Raw genomic sequence first — 19,364 nt, 5'->3', positions numbered from 1 at the left:
TATAGATAGCAAACAAAGAATAGAAAAATTTGATAAATGAAAGTTTTTTGTGGTTACACGCCTAAATATTCTGAAAATTCGTTTACTTTTTGAGAAATCTATGGTATAATTGGCAATAAGCCTAAATTTTTTAAGAGGAGTTACATACATGAAAAAAAGTAGAGTATTTGTTACAGCAGGGATTGCTTTGCTGGCAACTGGCGTTCTCGCTGCTTGTGGTTCTTCAAAATCATCTGATTCAACAGCTCCAAAATCCTATGGTTATGTTTATTCAGCTGACCCAGAAACATTGGATTACCTCATTTCAGGGAAACAAAGTACCAAAATTGCCACTTCAAATGGTATCGATGGTCTCTTTACAAATGATAAATATGGGAATTTGACTCCTGCAGTTGCAGAAGACTGGTCAGTCTCAAAAGATGGGTTGACTTATACCTACAAGATTCGTAAAGGTGTCAAATGGATGACATCAGATGGCGAAGAGTATGCTGAAGTGAAAGCGAAAGACTTCGTAAATGGCTTGAAACACGCAGCTGATAACAAGTCTGAAGCACTTTATCTAGCAGAAGATTCAGTTAAAGGTCTAGCTGACTATAAAGCTGGAAACAATAAAGACTTTTCTTCAGTAGGTGTGAAAGCAGTTGATGATTATACTCTTGAGTATACTTTGAACCAGCCAGAACCATACTGGAACTCTAAGATGGCCTACGCAATCTTCTGGCCATTGAACGAAGAATTTGAAAAATCAAAAGGATCTGACTTTGCTAAAGCGACTGACCCTACATCCTTGCTTTACAATGGACCATTCTTGCTGAAAGGTTTGACTGCTAAGTCTTCTATCGAATTCGCTAAGAATGAGCAGTACTGGGATAAAGACAATGTTCATCTCGACAAAGTAACACTTGCTTACTATGATGGTTCAGACCAAGAGTCAATTGAACGTAACTTTACAAGTGGAGCCTATAGCTATGCTCGTCTTTACCCAACAAGTTCAAACTACTCTAAAGTAGAAGAAACCTACAAGGAAAATATCTTCTACACTCCATCAGGACCTGGTATTGGTGGTTTGGGTGTGAATATTGACCGCCAAGGTTACAAATACACTTCTAAGACAACTGATGAAGAGAAGACTTCTACTAAGAAAGCCCTTCTTAACAAGGACTTCCGTCAAGCCTTGAACTTTGCCTTTGACCGTACGTCTTACTCAGCTCAAGTAAATGGTAAAGAAGGTGCTCCTCTTGCAGTTCGTAACCTCTTTGTAAAACCTGCCTTTGTCTCTGCAGGTGAAAAAACTTTCGGTGACTTGGTAACTGAAAAGATGGCTGCTTACGGTGATGAGTGGAAGAATGTAAACTTTGCGGATGGTCAAGATGGACTCTTCAACGCCGATAAAGCCAAAGCTGAATTTGCCAAAGCCAAAACAGCATTGGAAGCAGAAGGTGTAAAATTCCCTATCCATTTGGATGTTCCAGTAGACCAAACAGCTAAAAACTATATCGCACGTATTCAATCCTTCAAACAATCCGTTGAAACAGTGCTTGGAGAAGGCAATGTAGTCATCGATATCCAACAAGTTTCTAAAGATGAGTTTAATAATATTACCTACTATGCGGCGAATGCAGCAGCAGAAGACTGGGATCTCTCAGGTGCCGTTGGATGGAACCCTGACTATGAAGATCCATCAACTTACCTTGATATCTTGAAAACAACGAATACTGAACAAACAAAAACATACATGGGTTACGAAGGTGCAGATAATGCTGCAGCAGCTCAAGTTGGTTTGAAAGAATACGATAAGCTAGTTGATGAAGCTGCTAAAGAAACAAGCGACTTGAATGTTCGTTATGAAAAATATGCAGCAGCTCAAGCTTGGTTGACAGATAGCTCACTCATCTTGCCAGCTATGTCATCAACTGGTGCTGCACCATTCATTTCTCGTGTTGTACCATTCACAGCATCATACAGCCAATCTGGAGATAAGGGCTCAGATGTATACTTCAAGTATATTCAGTTACAAGACAAGGTTGTAACAAAAGTTGACTATGAACAAGCTCGTGAAAAATGGCTCAAAGAGAAAAAAGAATCAAACGAAAAAGTTCAAAAAGAATTGGCTAATCACGTTAAATAAATAACTCTCAAGAGAACTTTCTCTCCATGAGGAGAAGGTTCTTTTGGGATTTTAAAAGGAAACGATATGAAGAAATATATTTTTATGCGTGTATTGCGTTCATTGGTGTCTATCTTCTTGGTGACAACCTTGACCTACACGATTATCTATACGATGGTTCCTCGAAAACTGATTTTCAAGCAGGATACCAACTATAACAAAATTGCAACGACTCCGGATAAACGGGATAATTATGAAAATACTGTTTATGAGCGGATGGGCTATATCGAGTACTACGATACCAAGGAGTTGCAAGAAAAAGCGAGCACAATGGACTCATCTGTAACAGTTGATGCCAATGATACTAATAAGGCAATCTACGAAAAATACATCAACCAACTAGGGAATGGTTGGACACTCGGTGTATTCTCAGAAAGTGGTCAATTCTATGCTACGCGTGAAATTCCGATTTTTGAACGTGTTTTCAAATTCTACTCGAACTTGCTCGACATTGATCATACAAACAAGATTCAAGACCCTGAAAATCCAAACTTGGAACGCTATCTTCGTTTTGAAAATGACCCTGCTATCGGTTGGTCATTGGTTGGTTCAGGTACAAAGCATAAATACCTTTTGTATTTCAACAATCAATTCCCATTTGTACACCAAAACTTTGTGAACATTAACTTGGGCGACTCTTACCCAACTTATGCAAACACACCAGTGCTTCAAGTTATCACACAGGGTCAGGGACAAACCAAGACATCAGAAGTTCAATTCCCTACGGGTAAAAAGACTTCCTCTGTAGATATTTACTCTCGTACCTACAAGTCACCAAGTCAAGCAGATGCGCGTGAGGTAGCTAACTATGGTAAAGACGATCCATATACAGCTACAGAAAGCAATTATCAATATCCATCAATGATTGCAAGCTCGGCTGTTGCTGGTTTGATCGGTTTGATTATTTCTTATGCTATCGCAATTCCTCTTGGATCTGCTATGGCTCGCCACAAGAATACTTGGATTGATAGTTTCTCTACAGGGACTTTGACTTTCTTGCTTGCTCTTCCAACGATTGCCTTAGTGTATATTGTTCGTTTGATTGGTTCATCAATTGGCTTCCCGGATTCATTCCCTATCTTGGGTGCTGGAGATTGGCGATCCTATGTTTTGCCAGCAGTTATTCTTGGCTTGCTTGGTGCCCCTGGTCTTGCTATTTGGATTCGTCGTTATATGATTGACTTGCAATCTCAAGATTTCGTTCGATTTGCTCGTGCAAAAGGACTGTCTGAAAAAGAAATTTCAAACAAACACATCTTTAAAAATGCCATGGTTCCTTTGGTTTCAGGGATTCCGGGTTCGATCCTTGGTGTTATTGGCGGAGCAACTCTGACAGAAACAGTTTTCGCCTTCCCAGGTATGGGTAAAATGTTAATTGACTCTGTAAAAGCATCAAATAATAACATGGTGGTTGGTCTTGTCTTCATTTTCACATGTTTGTCAATCTTCTCATACTTTATTGGTGATATTTGGATGACAATTATTGACCCACGTATTAAATTGACAGAGAAAGGAGGCAAATAATGTCAACAATCGGAAAAGAAAAATTTCAGTTCGTAAAACGTGACGATTTTGCCTCTGAAACAATTGATGCTCCTGCCTATTCTTACTGGGGTTCTGTATTTAGACAGTTTCTAAAGAAAAAATCAACAGTCCTTATGTTAGGAATTTTGGTAGCCATTATCTTGATGAGCTTTATTTATCCAATGTTCTCAGATTTTGACTTCAACGATGTAAGTAAGGTCAATGACTTTAGCGCTCGTTTTATCAAGCCCAATGCCGAACATTGGTTTGGTACAGATAGTAATGGTAAATCCTTGTTTGATGGGGTTTGGTTTGGTGCGCGTAACTCTATCCTCATCTCTGTAATTGCCACTTTTATCAACCTTGTAATTGGGGTTATTGTTGGTGGAATTTGGGGAATTTCAAAATCTGTTGACCGTGTCATGATGGAAGTCTACAACGTTATCAATAATATTCCTTCACTTTTGATTGTTATTGTTTTGACTTACTCAATCGGAGCAGGTTTCTGGAATTTGATTTTTGCCATGAGTGTCACAACTTGGATTGGGATTGCTTATATGATTCGTATCCAAATCATGCGTTACCGTGACTTGGAATACAACCTTGCTTCTCAAACACTTGGAACACCAACTTTTAAAATCATTGTTAAAAATATCATGCCACAATTGGTATCTGTTATCGTTACAACAATGACTCAAATGCTTCCAGCCTTTATTTCTTATGAAGCCTTCCTATCCTTCTTTGGACTGGGATTGCCTGTAACAGTGCCAAGTTTGGGACGTTTGATCTCAGATTACTCACAAAACGTTACGACCAACGCTTACTTGTTCTGGATTCCATTGACAACCTTGATCTTGGTATCCCTATCTCTTTTCGTTGTTGGTCAAAACCTAGCGGATGCTAGTGATCCACGTACACATAGATAGGAGTAGACATGACAAAAGAAAATAATGTAATTTTGACTGCTCGTGATATTGTCGTGGAATTTGACGTTCGTGACAAAGTTCTGACAGCTATCCGAGGAGTTTCTCTGGACCTGATTGAAGGGGAAGTTCTTGCCTTGGTAGGAGAGTCAGGTTCTGGTAAATCTGTATTAACAAAAACCTTTACAGGGATGTTAGAAGATAATGGACGTATTGCCAAAGGAAGTATCGATTATCGAGGACAAGACTTGACCGCCTTGACTTCTAACAAAGAATGGGAGAAGATTCGTGGTGCTAAAATTGCGACCATCTTCCAAGATCCTATGACAAGTTTGGACCCAATCAATACAATCGGTAGCCAAATCACAGAAGTTATCGTTAAACACCAAGGAAAAACAGCTAAGGAAGCCAAAGAGATGGCAATCGACTATATGAACAAGGTCGGGATTCCAGACGCTGAAAAACGTTTTGACGAGTATCCTTTCCAATATTCTGGAGGAATGCGCCAACGTATCGTTATTGCGATTGCCCTTGCTTGTCGCCCAGATATTTTGATCTGTGACGAGCCAACAACGGCTCTTGATGTAACCATTCAAGCGCAAATCATTGATTTGCTTAAAACCTTGCAAAATGAGTACCATTTTACCATTATCTTTATTACCCATGACCTTGGTGTGGTAGCAAGTATTGCGGATAAGGTAGCAGTTATGTATGCTGGGGAAATTGTAGAATACGGTACTGTTGAGGAAGTCTTCTACGATCCACGTCATCCATACACTTGGAGTCTCTTGTCTAGCTTGCCTCAGCTTGCTGATGATAAAGGGGAATTGTACTCTATCCCAGGAACACCACCGTCTCTTTATACTGAGTTGAAAGGTGATGCCTTTGCCCTTCGTTCAGATTATGCGATGCAAATTGACTTTGAACAGAAAGCACCTCAGTTTTCAGTCACTGATACTCACTGGGCTAAGACTTGGTTGCTTCATGAGAATGCTCCTAAAGTTGAAAAACCCGGGGTCATTGCAGATTTGCATGACAAAATTCGTGATAAAATGGGCTTTGCTCATCTAGAAGACTAGGAGGAAGGAAATGTCTGAAAAATTAGTAGAAATTAAAGATTTAGAAATTTCCTTCGGTGAAGGAAGTAAGAAGTTTGTGGCGGTTAAAAACGCCAACTTCTTTATCAACAAGGGAGAAACTTTCTCTCTTGTTGGTGAGTCTGGTAGTGGGAAAACAACGATTGGTCGTGCCATTATTGGTTTAAATAACACTAGTAAAGGTGAGATTATCTTTGATGGCCAGAAAATCAATGGGAAAAAATCTCATAAGGAATCAGCAGACTTGATTCGCCGTATCCAGATGATTTTCCAAGACCCTGCAGCCAGCTTGAATGAGCGTGCGACAGTTGACTATATCATCTCGGAAGGTCTTTACAACTACCACTTGTTTAAAGATGAAGAAGATCGAAAAGAAAAAGTTCAAAAGATGATCCATGAAGTTGGACTTTTGAAAGAACACTTGACCCGTTACCCGCACGAGTTTTCTGGTGGGCAACGTCAGCGTATCGGGATTGCCCGTGCCCTTGTGATGGAGCCTGATTTCGTTATTGCGGATGAGCCAATCTCTGCCTTGGACGTATCTGTACGTGCGCAAGTTTTGAACTTGCTCAAGAAGTTCCAAAAAGAGTTGGGCTTGACTTATCTCTTTATCGCGCATGACTTGTCAGTTGTTCGCTTTATCTCAGATCGTATCGCGGTTATCTATAAGGGAGTTATCGTCGAAGTGGCGGAGACAGAGGAGTTGTTTAACAATCCTGTCCACCCATACACTCAAGCACTTCTATCTGCTGTACCGATTCCAGATCCAATCTTGGAACGCAAGAAGGTCTTGAAAGTTTACGATCCTGACCAACATGACTATGAGACAGATAAGCCATCTATGGTAGAAATTCGTCCAGGTCACTATGTTTGGGCTAACCAAGCGGAAGTTGCTCGATACAAAGAAGCTCTAAAAAAATAAACAGATTAGGAGAGGACCGAAAGGTCTTCTCATTTTTAATAGAAAAATTCCCCTTCTACTTACTTGTAAAAGGGGATTGTATTGTAATTAACGTTTAGACCAGGTACGTTTCATAAAGAGTAGCAAAATTGGGTAAATCTCTAAGCGACCCGCAATCATTGCAAATGAAAGCAGGATTTTAGAGATGGGACTAAAGATGGCAAAACTAGAGGTTGTACCTAGGATAGGTCCGATATTGTTAAAACAGCTGAAGACAGCACTGGTCACGACTAGAAAATCATTGCTATCAAGACTGACGATAAAGATGAGAGAGAGTATAATCATCACGTAGATGGCAAAATATTTAAGAATCTTGTGCTGGGTATCCTTATCAATCACGGTTTTATTGACATGCAGAGTCAAGACACGGTGAGGGGATAAAATAGATAAAATCTGATTTTTGGCAATTTTTGTGAGGATGAGTCCACGGATAATTTTGAGACCACCAGCAGTTGAACCAGCTGAGCCACCGATTCCCATGAGGAAGAGGAGGATAAACTGGGAGAAGAGAGGCCAGTTGGTGATATCTCCGTAACCAAATCCAGTTGTCGTGATGATATTGGACACTTGGAAGAGAGCCATCTCAAAACTCTTAGACACACCTTGGTAAAGGTGGAGGGTATTGAGAGTAATCAAACCTGTAGACACGAGGACAATAATGACATAAGCCCGCAGTTCCTCATCTCCAAAGAAGGCCTTAACCCGACGGAGCATGAGAAAGTAATAGAGGTTAAAATTGACCCCGAAAAGCAGAACTCCGATACTAACTAGATAGGTGATGAGTGAGCTACCATAGTGGGCAATTCCGTCGTTATAGACGGTGAATCCTCCTGTACCAGCTGTTCCCATAGCGATGACAAAACTATCATAGAGAGGCATACCTGCTAGGTAGTAGATAATCACAAAGAGAGAGAAGAGAGCTAGATAAAGCAGATAGAGAATCTGGGCAGTGTTTTTTAGCTTGGATACGACCTTGCCAAAGACAGGTCCAGGGACCTCAGCCTTCATCACCTCCAAGTGGCTATTCTTGGCATTGTCCATAATGGCAAGTGCGAAAACAAGCACCCCCATTCCTCCAATCAAGTGGGTGAAACTTCGCCAGAAGAGGAGGGAACGACTGAGAACGGAAACATCTGTTAGGATAGTAGCACCAGTCGTTGTAAAACCAGAACTGATTTCAAAGAAGGCATCGATGATGCTGGGGATTTGTCCTGAAAAGACAAAGGGTAAGCCACCAAAGAAAGACCAGAGAATCCAACAGAGGGCAACGATTAAGACCCCTTCCTTGGCATAAATTCGTTGATTTTTTGGTTTTCGTAAGACTCCCAGCCCACCGAGAAGGACTAAAATTCCAATCGTAGAAAAGAGAGCGATAAATACTTGACTGGATTCTTGATAATAGGTTGCTACGCTAACGGGCACTAGGAGGAGAACCGCCTCAATCAAGAGAAGTTTTGAGAGGAGGTAACGAATCATACTTTTATTCATTTTTTACCTCTCAATCAAATCATAAATCTTGGTGATGTTTGGCAGCAGGGTGATTATCAGTAACTGGTCTCCTACCTCAAGCATATCCTCTCCAGTCGGGAAGATTGTTTTTCCTTTTCGGATAATGGCTGCGATGAGAACCTCTTTCTTCAATTTTAACTGTGAAAGGGGTTTGGCAGTCATTTTATTAGCTTCCTTGATATGGAATTGTAGGGTTTCAATTTGACCATTTGCAAGATGGTGCATAGCTTGAAGGTCTGAGTATTGGGCGTTTACCCGACCACGGATAAAGTGCATAATGGTATCCACTGCGATGATTTTGGGTGTGATGATGCTTGAAAAATCAGGCGCATGGATAATTTCTAGGAGGCTGGTCCGGTTGACCTTGGTGATGTTTTTCTGGACACCAACACGGTCAAGAAACATAGAGGTGATGATGTTTTCCTCATCAACCCCAGTTAAGGTTGCGACTGCATCATAGCTAGGAGCACTTTCTTCTAGTAATATGTCTTTTGCAGTTCCATCTCCCTGAACAATATAGAGATTAGGGAATTTTTCACTAAAGAAACGAGCTCTTTCAGGATTAATTTCGATAACCTTGATATCAATGCGACTGTCTTTTAAAATGCCAAGTAGATAATAAGCAATTTTTCCAGCTCCAACGATAAGCAAACTTTTCACTGCACGCGATTTGAAATAGTTGTGGAAAAGCATCATATCTACACGATTTCCCGTAACAAAAATCCGATCCTTGTCCTGGATGGTAACATCACCACTTGGAATCATGAGTTGATGGTCTCTTTCCATAGCACAGACAATGATATTGCCAAATTTTTTACGGAAGTCTGAGATTGGCATTTGACAAAGACCGCTAGAATCTTTGATAACAAACTCCATCAGGCTGACCCGACCTCCAGCAAAACGCTCAACTGAGAGGGCGTTAGGGAAATCGATGATATTTGAGATGGCACGGGCTGCTAGGAGTTCTGGATTAACGATAAGTGAAAATCCAAGAATATTTTTCTCTTTAAAATAGGCATTAGAGTATTCAGGATTTCGCACTCGAACGATGGTTTCTTTAGCGCCCATTTTTTTGGCAAGTACCGCTGAAATCATATTCACTTCATCGTATTCAGTTAGAGCGATAAAGATATCACACTCTTGGACGCCGGCTTGCTCCAAGATGGCAAAGTCAGCACCATTTCCAAGGAGGCCCATGATATCAAAGCGACTGACAATATGGTTAAGTACAGCTTCATTTTGCTCGATGAGGACAACGTCATGGTTTTCCGCTACTAGTGAACGACAGAGGGCAAAACCGACTTTCCCTCCACCAACAAGGACAATTTTCATATAAAAAACCTACTTTTTCATGATGTAACTATCATACCCTTTTTTAGCAAAAAATGCACTTGCCAAGCCAATTTTTGAAGGAAGAAAGGTCTTTTCCAAGTTTTTGAAGATAAACTTGCTTAACTTCTATGACAATGTCTCTGATTTGAAGTGATTTTACTCTCTTGATAAGGCTATTTTGAAAGTGAATGTCTGAGTATGAAAATATAATAAAAAAAGTAAAAAATCAAGTCGTTTCTATTGACATTGATTCTGAAAGTGTTATACTAAGAAAGTAGTTTCGCTGATTTACTTCAAACCTGTTGTGAGGTAAGTTAACGATGCCTTAACCACGCTGTTTGCTGAGCTTGACTCCGGGCAGTGTGGCTATTTTTTTGCAATGATAAAAGGAAGCCCGTCATGACAAATCACATTGTATTATTTGAACCCCAGATTCCACAAAATACAGGTAACATTGCGCGTACTTGCGCTGCGACCAATTCTCCCCTCCACATCATCAAACCGATGGGCTTTCCTATTGATGACCGCAAAATGAAGCGGGCAGGTTTGGATTATTGGGATAAGTTAGAGATTCATTTTTACGACAGTTTAGAAGATTTCATGTCTCAGATGAAGGGAAAACTCTATCTGATTTCGAAATTTGCTGAGAAGGTATACTCTGAGGCAGATTTATCGACTGACGAAGACCATTATTTTCTATTCGGACGTGAAGACAAGGGCTTACCTGAGGACTTTATGAGAGAACATCCTGAGAAGGCTCTCCGTATTCCTATGAATGATGAACATGTCCGCAGTCTCAATGTTTCCAATACGGTCTGCATGATCGTCTACGAAGCGCTTCGTCAGCAGAATTTCGCAGGTTTGGAACTCGTTCACACCTATGAAGCAGATAAATTGAAATAATCAAAATGCTTGCACTTGCAAGCGTTTTTTGTTAAGATTAAAGGGTCTTCAGGGCTGGGTGTGATTCCCGACCGGCGGTGACTTTAATACTCTTCGAAAATCCAATTCAAACTACGTCAGCTTCGCCTTGCCGTACCCAAGTACAGCCCGTGGCTAGCTTCCTAGTTTGTTCTTTGATTTTCATTGAGTATCATTAGGAAAAACTTTTTCCTTTAAAACTTTGTTGACAAGCTTTGCCTAACTGGAAGTTATGCCTACAGCTTGTCGCCTAGTTTAAAAGAAAAATCTCTATTTCCTTTCCCTTAAAGAAGTCCGCGAGCGCAAGCTGATGTGGTGCGATTCCACAACCGACAGTATAGTCTGGATGGGAGAAGACGAAAGAATAGCTTTGTCTGTTCTGATGAGTTTATAGATAAATTGCAACCGCTTGCTCAATAGAGTGAGGGGGAACTTTTGGGATATAAAAAGTGAGAATAGATAGAGGGATCCTTTCCAACTTCTTCTGATTTTATAGAAAATTGGAGGAACCTGTTATGACAAACACACGTCGACTTTCGACCATTGCGATTTTATCAGCCATTTCATTTGTGCTGATGTACTTTGACTTTCCGCTATTGCCAGCGGCGACCTTCCTCAAGATCGAGTTTAGTATCTTGCCAGTCCTTGTGGGCTTGGTGGTGATGGATTTGCCTGCTGCTCTAGGGATTCTCTTGCTTCGATCACTCTTGAAGTTGCTTCTGAATAGCCAGGGAGTGAATACCTACATTGGCTTGCCAATGAATATCGTAGCCTTGGGAGTTTTTGTTATCGCTTTTGGTTTAATTTGGAAAAAGGAACGTAGCACCCTTCGTTTCCTACTAGCATCTCTAGTGGGAACTATAGGATTGACTGCTGCGATGTTGGTTCTCAACTATGTCTATGCTGTTCCTTTGTACGCGCGGTTTGCTAACTTTGATATTGGAAAAATTTTGGGACTTTCCAACTACCTAATGACCATGGTATTACCTTTTAACTTGATTGAAGGTGTAATCTTTGCCGTTTCATTCTGGTTGTTATACGTCCTCTTGAAATCAACCTTAAAACATTATGAGAGATAAACAAACATTTTTAATGAAGGGCAGTTTTGCCCTTTTACTTTTCGTCCTTCTTGGATATATGGTTAAGTTCTATCCTGAAACGCTGGTCGGTTTTGATCAACCGATTCAGACTGCCCTTCGTGGGGACTTGCCAGATTATTTGACAGTTCTGTTCCGTGCCCTTACGCATTTGATTGATATCCCAGTGATTATCACCTGGGTTGCCATCGCTGCCTTTATCTTTTATCGTAAGCAGTGGAAGATAGAAAGCTACTTCATGGCGGGCAATCTAGCCTTAGCCGGTCTTTTAATCGTGACCTTTAAAAACATCTACCAGCGCCCACGACCAGCTATCTTACACTTGGTAGAGGAGAAGGGATTTTCCTTCCCAAGTGGTCATTCTCTGGCTGTAACTTTGATGGTAGGCACTCTGATTGTCATTCTCAGTCAACGGATTAAAGATCCGGTTTGGAGAAAAATCGTGCAAATCGTCCTTGGCTTCTACCTAGTCAGTGTGCTTCTATCTAGGGTCTATCTGGGAGTTCACTACCCATCAGATGTTCTTGCCAGTTTCTGTGTGGGCTTGGGAGTCCTGTTTATCGAGTTTCCCTTTTATGACAAGCTCCGCTTCCAATGGCGATTTAAAGGCAAGCAGAAGTGAGATAGGTCTTGCAAGAATGGTAAAAATCTGATAAACTATATAGTAATTGAATAGGAATCCGCAAGACTAGTAACTCAAGGGAAGTATATCAGGGAGGAGAGCCGTGACTGCAAGCTCTCTATATGAAAGCTGAGTGAATTCACTTGCGCATGGATTTAGAAATGAAGGTCTGACTTGTCAGATGAAACGGATGGTACCGCGTGTCAACGCTCCGAGTGGAGTTTTTGACATGTGGTTTTCTTTTTATCTACGAGCGACTGATGGAGGAATTATGTCAACTATTGAAGAACAAATAAAAGCGCTTCGCGAAGAAACGCTGGCAAGCCTGAAGCAGATTACTGCTGAAAATGAAAAAGAGATGCAAGATTTGCGTGTCTCTGTCCTTGGGAAAAAGGGTTCGCTTACGGAGATTCTTAAAGGGATGAAAGATGTCTCTGCTGAGATGCGTCCAATTATCGGGAAACACGTCAATGAAGCTCGTGATGTCTTGACAGCAGCCTTTGAAGAAACAGCTAAGCTTTTGGAAGAAAAGAAAGTCGCGGCTCAACTGGCTAGCGAGAGCATCGATGTGACACTTCCAGGTCGTCCAGTTGCGACTGGTCACCGTCACGTTTTGACACAAACCAGTGAAGAAATCGAAGATATCTTCATCGGTATGGGTTACCAAGTCGTGGATGGTTTTGAAGTGGAGCAAGACTACTACAACTTTGAGCGCATGAACCTTCCGAAAGACCACCCAGCCCGTGATATGCAGGACACGTTCTACATCACAGAAGAAATCTTGCTCCGTACTCACACGTCTCCAGTTCAGGCGCGTGCTATGGATGCTCATGATTTTTCAAAAGGTCCTTTGAAAATGATATCACCAGGGCGTGTGTTCCGTCGTGATACGGACGATGCGACCCACAGTCACCAATTCCATCAAATCGAAGGCTTGGTTGTTGGGAAAAATATCTCTATGGCAGACCTTCAAGGAACGCTTCAGTTAATCGTTCAAAAAATGTTTGGTGAAGAGCGTCAAATTCGTTTGCGTCCATCTTATTTCCCATTCACAGAGCCATCTGTTGAGGTGGATGTTTCCTGCTTCAAGTGTGGTGGAGAAGGCTGTAACGTATGTAAGAAAACAGGTTGGATTGAGATTATGGGGGCCGGTATGGTTCACCCACGTGTCCTTGAAATGAGTGGAATCGATGCGACTGTTTACTCTGGATTTGCCTTTGGTCTTGGACAAGAGCGTGTAGCTATGCTCCGCTACGGGATTAACGATATCCGTGGATTCTACCAAGGAGATGTCCGCTTCTCAGAACAGTTTAAATAAAATTGAAACCTGAAACACAGTCCTATGCAGTCGCTCACATTTCATATAGCTAAAAAAGAAACGACTGACTCGAAGAAAAAGAAAGGAATTGAAAAGGTCTTACTTGGTGGGATCTTACAATCAGAATTATGTTAGTATCTTATAAATGGTTAAAAGAGTTGGTGGACATTGATGTGCCATCACAAGAGTTGGCTGAAAAAATGTCAACTACAGGGATTGAGGTAGAGGGTGTCGAATCACCGGCTACCGGTCTCTCAAAAATTATCGTCGGTGAGGTCTTGTCATGCGAAGATGTACCAGAGACTCATCTTCATGTTTGTCAGGTTAATGTTGGTGAAGAAGAGGCCCGCCAAATCGTCTGTGGCGCTCCAAATGTGCGTGCAGGCATCAAGGTCATGGTGGCTCTTCCAGGAGCCCGTATCGCGGATAATTACAAGATTAAAAAAGGAAAAATCCGTGGCTTGGAGTCACTTGGGATGATCTGTTCACTTGGTGAATTGGGGATTTCTGACTCAGTTGTTCCGAAAGAATTCGCAGATGGTATCCAAATCTTACCAGAAACTGCTGTTCCAGGTGAGGAAGTCTTTTCTTACCTAGACTTGGATGATGAAATCATCGAACTTTCCATCACGCCTAACCGTGCGGATGCCCTTTCTATGCGTGGGGTAGCTCATGAAGTGGCAGCTATCTATGACAAGGCAGTCAATTTTAAAGAATTTACTCTAACAGAAACAAATGAATCTGCGGCAGATGCCCTTTCTGTAGGTATTGAGACAGACAAGGCACCCTACTATGCAGCTCGTATCTTGGACAATGTGACTATCGCACCAAGTCCACAATGGTTGCAAAACCTTCTTATGAACGAAGGTATCCGTCCAATCAACAACGTAGTGGACGTAACCAACTATATCTTGCTTTACTTTGGTCAACCTATGCATGCCTTTGACTTGGATACCTTTGAAGGGACTGACATCCGTGTGCGTGAAGCGCGTGCTGGTGAAAAATTGGTGACCTTGGACGGTGAAGAACGTGATTTGGAAACAAATGACCTCGTGATTACTGTTGCTGACAAACCAGTAGCCCTTGCAGGTGTCATGGGTGGTCAAGCAACAGAAATCTCTGAAAAATCTAGTCGTGTAGTTCTTGAAGCAGCTGTTTTCAATGGCAAATCTATCCGTAAGACCAGCGGTCGCCTCAACCTTCGTTCAGAGTCTTCTTCTCGTTTTGAAAAAGGCATTAATGTGGCAACCGTTAATGAAGCCCTTGATGCGGCGGCAAGTATGATTGCGGAACTTGCAGGTGCGACGGTGCGTAAGGGTATCGTTTCAGCAGGTGAGCTTGATACTTCTGATGTAGAAGTTTCTTCAACCCTTGCAGACGTCAACCGTGTCCTTGGAACTGATCTTACTTATGCCGATGTCGAGGATGTCTTCCGCCATCTTGGATTTGGTCTTTCTGGAAATGCTGAAGCCTTTACAGTCAGCGTCCCACGTCGTCGTTGGGATATCACCATCGAAGCTGACCTCTTTGAAGAAATCGCTCGTATCTATGGTTACGATCGTTTGCCAACTAGTCTTCCAAAAGACGATGGTACAGCTGGTGAATTGACTGCGACACAAAAACTTCGCCGTCAAGTTCGTACGATTGCTGAAGGGGCAGGTTTGACAGAAATCATTACCTACGCTCTAACAACTCCTGAAAAAGCAGTTGAGTTCACAGCTCAACCAAGTAACCTTACAGAACTCATGTGGCCAATGACTGTGGACCGTTCAGTTCTCCGTCAAAATATGATTTCAGGTATCCTTGATACGGTGGCTTATAATGTGGCTCGTAAGAATAAAAACTTGGCCCTTTACGAGATTGGAAAAGTCTTTGAACAAATAGGTAATCCAAAAGAAGAACTTCCAAATGAAATCAACAGCTTTGCCTTTGCCTTGACAGGCTTGGTGGCTGAAAAAGATTTCCAAACAGCAGCAGTTCCAGTTGATTTCTTCTATGCTAAGGGAATCCTAGAAGCATTATTTACTCGCTTGGGGCTAGAAGTGACCTATACAGCAACAGCTGAGATTGCTAGTCTTCACCCAGGTCGTACAGCTGTGATTTCACTTGGTGACCAAGTTCTTGGTTTCCTTGGGCAAGTCCATCCAGTCACTGCTAAGGCTTATGATATTCCAGAAACGTATGTAGCGGAGCTCAACCTTTCAGTCATTGAAGCTGCCCTTCAACCAGCTGCTCCATTTGTGGAAATCACCAAATTCCCAGCAGTCAGCCGTGACGTGGCCCTACTCCTCAAGGCAGAAGTTACTCACCAAGAAGTTGTAGACGCAATTCAAGCTGCAGGCGTGAAACGTTTGACAGATATCAAACTCTTTGACGTCTTCTCAGGCGAAAAACTGGGAGTTGGCATGAAGTCAATGGCCTATAGCTTGACCTTCCAAAATCCAGAAGACAGCCTAACAGACGAAGAAGTCGCACGCTACATGGAAAAGATCCAAGCATCACTCAAAGAAAAAGTGAATGCAGAAGTACGTTAACTCATCAATCCATCCTTCGGGGTGGATTTTTTGCTTTTCAAAATGACAATTCAGGATCAAAAATGGACAATTGAGGAGTAAAAGCTCTTGTATGCACTTTAATGGGCTATAATTGTTCTATCACTTGGGTACTCAAAATCCTTAGAGAGTTTAGTTTTTAAGGAAGGATGAACCAGATAAAAATGTACATAAATCCTTGTAAAGGCTATCAAAAAGGAGTATAATAAGTGCAACATATTTCGGAGGTGGAAAATGCTAGAAGTAAGAAATCTAGAGAAAAGTTTCGGTTCCAAGCAAGTCTTGTTTGGTGTCGATTTTCAGGCAAGTCCAGGACGAATTTTGGGACTGGTCGGGAAAAATGGTGCTGGGAAAACAACGATTTTCCACAGTATGTTGAAATTTTTGGACTATCAAGGAGAAATCAGTCTGGATGGGCAGGAGATTCGTCAGGAAACCTACGCTCGGATTGGCTATCTGCCTGAGGAACGCAGTCTTATGCCCAAGCTGACAGTCCTTGAGCAAGTTCGCTACTTGGCGACTCTAAAGGGCATGGATGCTAAGGAGGTCAAGGAAAAACTCCCTCAATGGATGAAAAAACTGGAAGTGAAGGGCAAATTGACTGACAAGATCAAGAGCCTCTCCAAAGGAAATCAGCAGAAAATTCAGCTCATTATCACTCTGATCCATGAGCCTGACTTGATTATCTTGGATGAACCTTTTAGTGGTTTGGATCCAGTCAATACCGAGTTGCTCAAGCAGGTCATCTTGAAAGAGAAAGAGCGCGGTGCAATCATTATCTTTTCTGACCATGTTATGACCAACGTCGAGGAACTTTGCGATGATATTCTGATGATTCGTGATGGGCGTGTGGTCTTACATGGACCAGTCCAAGAGGTTCGCAATCAATACGGGAAAACACGTCTCTTTGTTTCAAGTGAACGAAGCAAGGAAGAACTGGAAAATCTTCCTCATGTCAAACAGGTAAGCTTGACCAAGCAAGGCAGTTGGAAATTGATCCTCGATGATGAGAGTGCTGGAAGGGAACTCTTCCCAATCCTGACTCAAGGTCAATATATTGCGACCTTTGACCAACAAGCTCCAACAATCGATGAAATCTTTAAACTAGAATCAGGGGTGGAAGTATGAGAAATATGTGGGTTGTAATGAAGGAAACCTATCTTCGGCATGTCAAATCGTGGAGTTTCTTCTTTATGGTGATTTCGCCGTTCCTATTTTTAGCCTTATCTGTAGGAATTGGCTATCTCCAAGGGTCTTCTATGGCCAAGAATAGCAAGGTGGCAGTGGTGACAACGGTGCCATCTGTGACAGAAGGACTCAAGGGTACCAATGGGATTAACTTTGACTATACAGATGAGGCCAGTGCTCAGCAGGCTGTCAAGGATGAGAAAATCAAGGGTTACCTAACCGTCGACCAAGAGGACAGCGTCATCAAGGCCGTCTATCATGGTGAAACCTCTCTTGAAAGTGGCATCAAGCTAGCTGTAACCAATAAGCTAAATGAACTGCAATACCAACTCAATCGTTCGGCAGCCAATTTGTCTCAAGAACAGGAAAAACGCTTGAGTCAAACTGTTGACTTTACTGAGAAGACTGATGAATCCAAGGAAAATAAAAAAATTATTCAAACCATTGCGGCCGCAGGGCTCGGTTTCTTCCTTTACATGATTTTGATTACTTATGCTAGCGTCACTGCTCAGGAAGTAGCTAGCGAGAAAGGAACCAAAATCATGGAGGTGGTCTTCTCTAGTATCCGAGCTAGTCATTATTTCTACGCTCGCATGCTGGCTCTGCTTCTTGTGATTTTGACCCATATTGGGATTTACGTCGTGGGTGGGCTGGCTGCCATTCTGCTCTTTAAAGATATCCCTATCTTGGCACAATCTGGAATTTTAAATCATCTAGGAGAGGCCTTCTCGCTCAATACCTTATTGTTTGTCTTGGTTAGCCTCTTTATGTACGTTGTTTTGGCAGCCTTCCTAGGATCCATGGTTTCTCGCCCTGAGGATTCAGGAAAGGCCTTGTCGCCATTGATGATCTTGATTATAGCAGGATTTGTCGGTGTGACTTCTCTAGGTGCTGCTGGGGACAATTTAGTTCTGAAAATTGGTTCCTATATTCCTTTCATCTCGACCTTCTTTATGCCATTTAGAGCTATAAATGGGTATGCAAGTGGTCTAGAAGCTTGGATTTCTCTTGCTATAACGGTTGCTTTTGCAGTCACTGCAACTGCCTTTATCGGACGCATGTATGCTAGTCTAGTCCTTCAAACGGATGATTTGGGAATCTGGAAAACCTTTAAACGTGCCTTAGCTTACAAATAGGAGAGCCCCGCAAAAGCGAGGTTTTTCTAGATGTTAAACAGCGAAATCAGTAAAAATATTTTTCATATCTATTGACTTTTAGTAGTAAAATTTGGTATGATAGTAGACGGTATTGTTTACCCCATTTGTAAGGCCCCGGAACCTTTCAAATACCCCGCGGACCGGAACATCCGCCCCGTAAACAAAAACGATATTCATATAGGAGAAATCATGAACAAAACTACATTCATGGCTAAACCAGGCCAAGTAGAACGCAAATGGTACGTTGTTGACGCAACTGATGTACCTCTTGGACGCCTTTCAGCAGTTGTTGCTAGCGTACTTCGCGGAAAAAACAAACCAACATTCACACCACACACTGATACAGGTGACTTCGTAATCGTTATCAATGCTGAAAAAGTTAAATTGACTGGTAAAAAAGCAACTGATAAGATCTACTACACTCACTCAAACCACCCAGGTGGATTGAAACAAATCTCTGCTGGTGAACTTCGTTCTAAAAATGCAGTACGTTTGATCGAAAAATCAGTTAAAGGTATGCTTCCACACAATACTCTTGGCCGTGCTCAAGGTATGAAATTGAAAGTATTCGTTGGAGCTGAGCACACTCACGCTGCACAACAACCAGAAGTTCTTGATATTTCAGGACTTATCTAAGGAAAGGAACAATAAAGTATGTCACAAGCACAATATGCAGGTACTGGACGTCGTAAAAACGCTGTTGCACGCGTTCGCCTTGTTCCAGGAACTGGTAAAATCACTGTTAACAAAAAAGATGTTGAAGAGTACATCCCACACGCTGACCTTCGTCTTGTAATCAACCAACCATTTGCAGTTACTTCAACTGTAGGTTCATACGACGTTTTCGTTAACGTTGTAGGTGGTGGATACGCTGGTCAATCAGGAGCTATCCGTCATGGTATCGCTCGTGCCCTTCTTCAAGTAGACCCAGACTTCCGCGACTCATTGAAACGCGCAGGACTTCTTACACGTGACTCACGTAAAGTTGAACGTAAG

At 41.9% G+C, this 19,364-nt stretch carries 16 protein-coding genes; 14 read left to right on the top strand and 2 right to left on the bottom strand.

Annotated elements, in window-relative coordinates; translation table 11 throughout:
* The first annotated feature begins 148 nt into the window (after positions 1-148).
* From HMPREF9965_RS07745 to HMPREF9965_RS07725, 5 genes are all read left to right on the top strand, one after another.
* Positions 149-2,128 carry a peptide ABC transporter substrate-binding protein gene (locus tag HMPREF9965_RS07745; RefSeq protein WP_000749716.1) on the top strand — a complete coding sequence of 660 codons (1,980 nt, stop codon included), beginning with the start codon at positions 149-151 and terminating at the stop codon, positions 2,126-2,128.
* A 66-nt stretch (positions 2,129-2,194) separates the two neighbouring features.
* On the top strand, positions 2,195-3,691 hold the full coding sequence (locus tag HMPREF9965_RS07740) for an ABC transporter permease (RefSeq protein WP_000759920.1): 1,497 nt from the start codon (positions 2,195-2,197) through the stop codon (positions 3,689-3,691).
* The gene (gene oppC / locus HMPREF9965_RS07735) at positions 3,691-4,617 is read left to right on the top strand and encodes an oligopeptide ABC transporter permease OppC (RefSeq protein ID WP_000103939.1); all 927 of its coding nucleotides are present in this window, start codon (positions 3,691-3,693) and stop codon (positions 4,615-4,617) included. The genes HMPREF9965_RS07740 and oppC overlap by 1 nt, the downstream gene beginning before the upstream one ends.
* Before the next feature lie 8 nt (positions 4,618-4,625).
* Positions 4,626-5,693 carry an ABC transporter ATP-binding protein gene (locus tag HMPREF9965_RS07730; RefSeq protein WP_000159695.1) on the top strand — a complete coding sequence of 356 codons (1,068 nt, stop codon included), beginning with the start codon at positions 4,626-4,628 and terminating at the stop codon, positions 5,691-5,693.
* A 10-nt stretch (positions 5,694-5,703) separates the two neighbouring features.
* Positions 5,704-6,633, top strand: a complete 930-nt coding sequence (locus tag HMPREF9965_RS07725; protein WP_001291315.1) for an ATP-binding cassette domain-containing protein — start codon at positions 5,704-5,706, stop codon at positions 6,631-6,633.
* 87 nt (positions 6,634-6,720) lie between these two features.
* Here HMPREF9965_RS07725 and HMPREF9965_RS07720 read toward each other — a convergent pair whose 3' ends face one another.
* Both HMPREF9965_RS07720 and trkA read right to left on the bottom strand, forming a co-directional pair.
* Positions 6,721-8,160 carry a TrkH family potassium uptake protein gene (locus tag HMPREF9965_RS07720; protein WP_001043434.1) on the bottom strand — a complete coding sequence of 480 codons (1,440 nt, stop codon included), beginning with the start codon at positions 8,158-8,160 and terminating at the stop codon, positions 6,721-6,723.
* Positions 8,161-8,163: 3 nt separating this feature from the next.
* Positions 8,164-9,513 (bottom strand): Trk system potassium transporter TrkA, encoded by a 1,350-nt coding sequence (trkA, locus tag HMPREF9965_RS07715; RefSeq protein ID WP_000706816.1) that lies wholly within the window; start codon positions 9,511-9,513, stop codon positions 8,164-8,166.
* A 399-nt stretch (positions 9,514-9,912) separates the two neighbouring features.
* Between trkA and HMPREF9965_RS07710 the strand changes: the two genes are divergently transcribed.
* From HMPREF9965_RS07710 to rpsI, 9 genes are all read left to right on the top strand, one after another.
* Positions 9,913-10,416, top strand: a complete 504-nt coding sequence (locus tag HMPREF9965_RS07710; RefSeq protein WP_000181363.1) for a tRNA (cytidine(34)-2'-O)-methyltransferase — start codon at positions 9,913-9,915, stop codon at positions 10,414-10,416.
* A gap of 533 nt (positions 10,417-10,949) precedes the next feature.
* Positions 10,950-11,513, top strand: a complete 564-nt coding sequence (locus tag HMPREF9965_RS07705; RefSeq protein ID WP_000185846.1) for an ECF transporter S component — start codon at positions 10,950-10,952, stop codon at positions 11,511-11,513.
* The gene (locus HMPREF9965_RS07700; RefSeq protein ID WP_042898807.1) at positions 11,503-12,153 is read left to right on the top strand and encodes a phosphatase PAP2 family protein; all 651 of its coding nucleotides are present in this window, start codon (positions 11,503-11,505) and stop codon (positions 12,151-12,153) included. Before HMPREF9965_RS07705 ends, HMPREF9965_RS07700 begins: the two co-directional genes overlap by 11 nt.
* A 271-nt stretch (positions 12,154-12,424) precedes the next feature.
* A complete protein-coding gene (gene pheS, locus HMPREF9965_RS07695; RefSeq protein ID WP_000103733.1) occupies positions 12,425-13,471 on the top strand; it encodes a phenylalanine--tRNA ligase subunit alpha in 1,047 nt (348 codons plus the stop codon).
* Between the two features lie 128 nt (positions 13,472-13,599).
* Complete coding sequence (gene pheT, locus HMPREF9965_RS07690; protein WP_000961556.1) at positions 13,600-16,005, top strand: phenylalanine--tRNA ligase subunit beta; 2,406 nt, start codon at positions 13,600-13,602, stop codon at positions 16,003-16,005.
* A gap of 252 nt (positions 16,006-16,257) precedes the next feature.
* Entirely contained in the window at positions 16,258-17,151 is an 894-nt protein-coding gene (locus HMPREF9965_RS07685; protein ID WP_000895269.1) for an ABC transporter ATP-binding protein, read from the top strand.
* On the top strand, positions 17,148-18,347 hold the full coding sequence (locus HMPREF9965_RS07680; protein ID WP_001245397.1) for an ABC transporter permease: 1,200 nt from the start codon (positions 17,148-17,150) through the stop codon (positions 18,345-18,347). The genes HMPREF9965_RS07685 and HMPREF9965_RS07680 overlap by 4 nt, the downstream gene beginning before the upstream one ends.
* 210 nt (positions 18,348-18,557) lie before the next feature.
* A complete protein-coding gene (gene rplM, locus HMPREF9965_RS07675) occupies positions 18,558-19,004 on the top strand; it encodes a 50S ribosomal protein L13 (protein WP_001044624.1) in 447 nt (148 codons plus the stop codon).
* Positions 19,005-19,022: 18 nt separating this feature from the next.
* Positions 19,023-19,364: 30S ribosomal protein S9 (gene rpsI, locus HMPREF9965_RS0102460; RefSeq protein WP_000075971.1), on the top strand; the 342-nt coding region annotated here is incomplete at its 3' end.

The organism is Streptococcus mitis bv. 2 str. SK95 (genome assembly GCF_000222705.1).
Taxonomy (GTDB): Bacteria; Bacillota; Bacilli; order Lactobacillales; family Streptococcaceae; genus Streptococcus; species Streptococcus mitis_AY.
This window is presented reverse-complemented; position numbering and strand designations above follow the sequence as displayed.

Excerpts from the sequence above, each read along its gene's own strand:
- HMPREF9965_RS07720 (WP_001043434.1), bottom strand. The coding sequence starts at position 8,160 with ATGAATAAAAGTATGATTCGTTACCTCCTCTCAAAACTTCTCTTGATT.
- HMPREF9965_RS07725 (WP_001291315.1), top strand. The coding sequence starts at position 5,704 with ATGTCTGAAAAATTAGTAGAAATTAAAGATTTAGAAATTTCCTTCGGT.
- HMPREF9965_RS07745 (WP_000749716.1), top strand. The coding sequence starts at position 149 with ATGAAAAAAAGTAGAGTATTTGTTACAGCAGGGATTGCTTTGCTGGCA.
- HMPREF9965_RS07705 (WP_000185846.1), top strand. The coding sequence starts at position 10,950 with ATGACAAACACACGTCGACTTTCGACCATTGCGATTTTATCAGCCATT.
- rplM (WP_001044624.1), top strand. The coding sequence starts at position 18,558 with ATGAACAAAACTACATTCATGGCTAAACCAGGCCAAGTAGAACGCAAA.
- pheT (WP_000961556.1), top strand. The coding sequence starts at position 13,600 with ATGTTAGTATCTTATAAATGGTTAAAAGAGTTGGTGGACATTGATGTG.
- HMPREF9965_RS07685 (WP_000895269.1), top strand. The coding sequence starts at position 16,258 with ATGCTAGAAGTAAGAAATCTAGAGAAAAGTTTCGGTTCCAAGCAAGTC.
- trkA (WP_000706816.1), bottom strand. The coding sequence starts at position 9,513 with ATGAAAATTGTCCTTGTTGGTGGAGGGAAAGTCGGTTTTGCCCTCTGT.
- pheS (WP_000103733.1), top strand. The coding sequence starts at position 12,425 with ATGTCAACTATTGAAGAACAAATAAAAGCGCTTCGCGAAGAAACGCTG.
- HMPREF9965_RS07740 (WP_000759920.1), top strand. The coding sequence starts at position 2,195 with ATGAAGAAATATATTTTTATGCGTGTATTGCGTTCATTGGTGTCTATC.
- oppC (WP_000103939.1), top strand. The coding sequence starts at position 3,691 with ATGTCAACAATCGGAAAAGAAAAATTTCAGTTCGTAAAACGTGACGAT.
- HMPREF9965_RS07680 (WP_001245397.1), top strand. The coding sequence starts at position 17,148 with ATGAGAAATATGTGGGTTGTAATGAAGGAAACCTATCTTCGGCATGTC.
- HMPREF9965_RS07730 (WP_000159695.1), top strand. The coding sequence starts at position 4,626 with ATGACAAAAGAAAATAATGTAATTTTGACTGCTCGTGATATTGTCGTG.
- HMPREF9965_RS07710 (WP_000181363.1), top strand. The coding sequence starts at position 9,913 with ATGACAAATCACATTGTATTATTTGAACCCCAGATTCCACAAAATACA.
- HMPREF9965_RS07700 (WP_042898807.1), top strand. The coding sequence starts at position 11,503 with ATGAGAGATAAACAAACATTTTTAATGAAGGGCAGTTTTGCCCTTTTA.